This window comes from Streptomyces sp. SPB074 (assembly GCF_000154905.1).
Lineage (GTDB): Bacteria > Actinomycetota > Actinomycetes > Streptomycetales > Streptomycetaceae > Streptomyces.
On sequence record NZ_GG770539.1, the window covers coordinates 1,827,242 to 1,830,551 of the forward strand.

The window sequence follows — 3,310 nt, forward strand, 5'->3', positions numbered from 1 at the left end:
GCACCACGACCCGCACGCGGTGCTCGGCGCGCACCCGGCCCCGGAGGGCGCGGGCACCGTCGTCCGGGTGCTGAGGCCGCACGCGCGCGCGGTCGCGGTCCTCCTGGCGGACGGCACCCGGGTGCCGCTGCGCTCCGACGGGGAGGGCTTCTTCTCGGGCCCGCTCCCGGAGGGGACGCGCGCCGGCGCCCCGTACCGGCTGCTCGTCACCTACGACGAGGAGGAGGGCGCGCCGGTGGAGGACCCGTACCGCTTCCCTCCCACGCTCGGCGAGATGGACCTGCACCTCATCGGCGAGGGGCGGCACGAGGAGCTGTGGACGGCGCTCGGCGCGCGCGTCGTGGAGCGGGACGGGGTGCGCGGGACGCGGTTCGCGGTGTGGGCGCCGAACGCCCGGGGCGTGCGGGTCATCGGGAACTTCAACTACTGGGACGGGACCGGGCACCCGATGCGCTCGCTCGGCGCGACCGGCGTGTGGGAGGTCTTCCTGCCGGGGCTCGGGGCCGGTGAGCTGTACAAGTACGAGATCACGACGCCCGAGGGCCACCACGTGCGCAAGGCCGACCCGATGGCGCGGCGCACCGAGGTGCCGCCCGCGACCGCCTCGGTGGTCGAGGAGTCCGCTTACGAGTGGGACGACGCCGAGTGGCTCGCGCGGCGCGGCGAGCGCCCCGTGCACGAGGCGCCGTTCTCCGTCTACGAGGTGCACCTCGCCTCGTGGCGCCCCGGGCTCACCTACCGCGAGCTGGCCGAGGAGCTGCCCGCGTACGTCAAGGACCTCGGCTTCACGCACGTCGAGCTGATGCCCGTCGCGGAGCACCCCTTCGGGGGCTCGTGGGGGTACCAGGTCACGGGTTTCTACGCGCCGACCTCGCGGCTCGGCACGCCCGACGACTTCCGCTTCCTCGTGGACAGCCTGCACCGGGCCGGGGTGGGCGTCCTCATGGACTGGGTGCCCGCGCACTTCCCGCGCGACGAGTGGGCGCTCGCGAACTTCGACGGCCGGCCCCTCTACGAGCACGCCGACCCGCAGCGGGCCTCGCACCCGGACTGGGGCACGCTCGTCTTCGACTTCGGCCGCACCGAGGTGCGCAACTTCCTCGTCGCGAACGCCACGTACTGGTGCGAGGAGTTCCACATCGACGGGCTGCGCGTGGACGCGGTGGCCTCGATGCTCTACCTGGACTACTCGCGCGAGTACGGGCAGTGGTCGCCGAACGCCCACGGCGGGCGCGAGGACCTGGACGCGGTCCGCTTCCTCCAGGAGATGAACGCGACCGTCTACCGGCGCAATCCGGGCGTCGTCACGGTCGCCGAGGAGTCCACGGCCTGGGACGGCGTGACCCGGCCGACCGACCGGAGCGGGCCGGGCGGCTTCGGCGGGCTCGGCTTCGGCCTCAAGTGGAACATGGGGTGGATGCACGACTCCCTCGAATACCTCGCCAAGGAGCCGGTCCACCGCAGGTACCACCACAACGAGCTGACGTTCTCGATGGTGTACGCGTACAGCGAGAACTACGTGCTGCCGATCTCGCACGACGAGGTCGTGCACGGCAAGGGCGCGCTGGTCTCGAAGATTCCGGGCGACTGGTGGCAGCGGCGGGCGACGGTCCGCGCCTATCTCGGCTTCATGTGGTCCCACCCCGGCAAGCAACTCCTCTTCATGGGCCAGGAGTTCGCGCAGGGCTCGGAGTGGTCGGAGGCGCACGGACCGGACTGGTGGCTGCTCGACCCGGGCTACGAGGCGTCCGGGGACCACCGGGGCGTGCAGGACCTCGTGCGCGACCTGAACGCCGTCTACACCGCGACGCCGCCGCTGTGGCAGCGCGACACCGACCCGGGCGGCTTCGCGTGGGTCCTGGGCGACGCGGCCGAGGACAACGTCCTGGCCTACCTCCGCCACGACCACGAGGGCACTCCCTTCCTCGCGGTGTGCAACTTCGCCCCCGTCGTCCGCGAGCACTACCGCCTCGGCGTCCCGGAGGGCCGCTGGACGGAGGCCCTCAACACGGACGCGAGCCGCTACGGCGGCAGCGGTGTCGCGGCCATCCCCGAGGGCGGCGCGACGACGGAACCGACCGGCGCGCACGGCCACCCCCAGAGCCTGGAGCTGACCCTGCCGCCGCTCGCGACGGTGTGGCTGCGCCGGGTCTGACCAGGCGGTTCGCGGCTGTTACAGGCCCCTGACAGTTTTTCGTGAACTGCGTGGGGGGTGGTGATCATCAAACCTTCCGTACCCACTCACCCGCTGCGGAAAGAGGCACCATGCCGATCCTCACCCCCACGCCGCCCGCACCACCGCCGCCGTCCTCGCCGCCCTCGCGCTCGGCGCCGGGGTCGTCGGCTGCGACTCCGACGACGACTCCGCGAGCGCCGCGCCCGCCGCCGCGCAGAGTTCGGGCGCGCCCGCGCAGGGTACGTCGAAGGACGACGGCGCCGGCACCGATGCCGGAACCGGGACCGCGACCGCGCAGAGCGGCACGCCCGCCGAGCAGAGCGCGAACGGCGGCAAGGCGCAGAATGACGACGGCATCAACCCCTCGGACGGGTCGGCGCAGCCGAGCGGCGGCCACTGCCGCACCAACGAGATCGACTTCGACTTCTGGGGGCCGCACGGCGGCAAACCCGACATGGACCAGCAGGAGTACCAGCAGTCCGTGACCGTCCGGCTGACCAACCACGGCAAGCGCACGTGCACGCTCAAGGGCTTCCCAGGCGTGCAGCTCGTGAGCGCGAAGGGCGAGCGCTGGGACCTCGCCCGCTCCGGCTCCCGCCCGGACCCGATCACGCTCAAGCCCGGCGACGACATCGCCCGCATCAAGTTCACGGTCATGCCCACGACGGACCCCGGCACGAAGTCGTTCGTGCCCCAGGACGTCGTCATGACGCTCCCCGACGAGACCCGGCAGATCACGCTGCCCTGGGAGTACGGCGGCGCGATCGTCGAGCAGTCCGGCGCGACGCACCCGGGCACCTTCGTCGACCCGATCGGGCTCTGAGCGCCGCCCGGTGCGGGGTGATCCCGGCCCGCGGGCGGGACCACCCCGTACGCCTCACGCCTTGAGCGCTATGGCCAGCGCCTCCGGGAGCGGCTCGCTGTGCAGGAGGCCGAGCCGCTGCGTGGGGCGGGTGAGCGCGACGTAGAGGTCGGCGTCCTCGTACCGCTGGGGCTCCACGGCGAGCACCGAGTCGAATTCGAGCCCCTTCGACTGGCGCGGCGTCAGCAGGACGACGGGCCGGGTCAGGTCGGGGCTCTCGCCCGCCGAGGCCCCCGGCAGGTGCGGGAGCAGCACGTGGTGCAGCATGCGCG

2 protein-coding genes and 1 pseudogene are annotated in these 3,310 nt (G+C 72.9%); 2 read left to right on the forward strand and 1 reads right to left on the reverse strand.

Annotated elements, in window-relative coordinates:
- The coding region (gene glgB, locus SSBG_RS07220) for a 1,4-alpha-glucan branching enzyme (protein ID WP_234010401.1) at positions 1 to 2,155 on the forward strand (2,155 nt) is incomplete at its 5' end.
- 475 nt (positions 2,156 to 2,630) lie between these two features.
- On the forward strand, positions 2,631 to 2,999 hold the full coding sequence (locus SSBG_RS07230; protein ID WP_008745546.1) for a DUF4232 domain-containing protein: 369 nt from the start codon (positions 2,631 to 2,633) through the stop codon (positions 2,997 to 2,999).
- 54 nt (positions 3,000 to 3,053) lie between these two features.
- On the opposite strand, the pseudogene SSBG_RS07235 reads toward SSBG_RS07230, so the two are convergent.
- Positions 3,054 to 3,310: pseudogene (locus SSBG_RS07235) on the reverse strand (ATP-dependent DNA helicase); the annotation flags it as partial.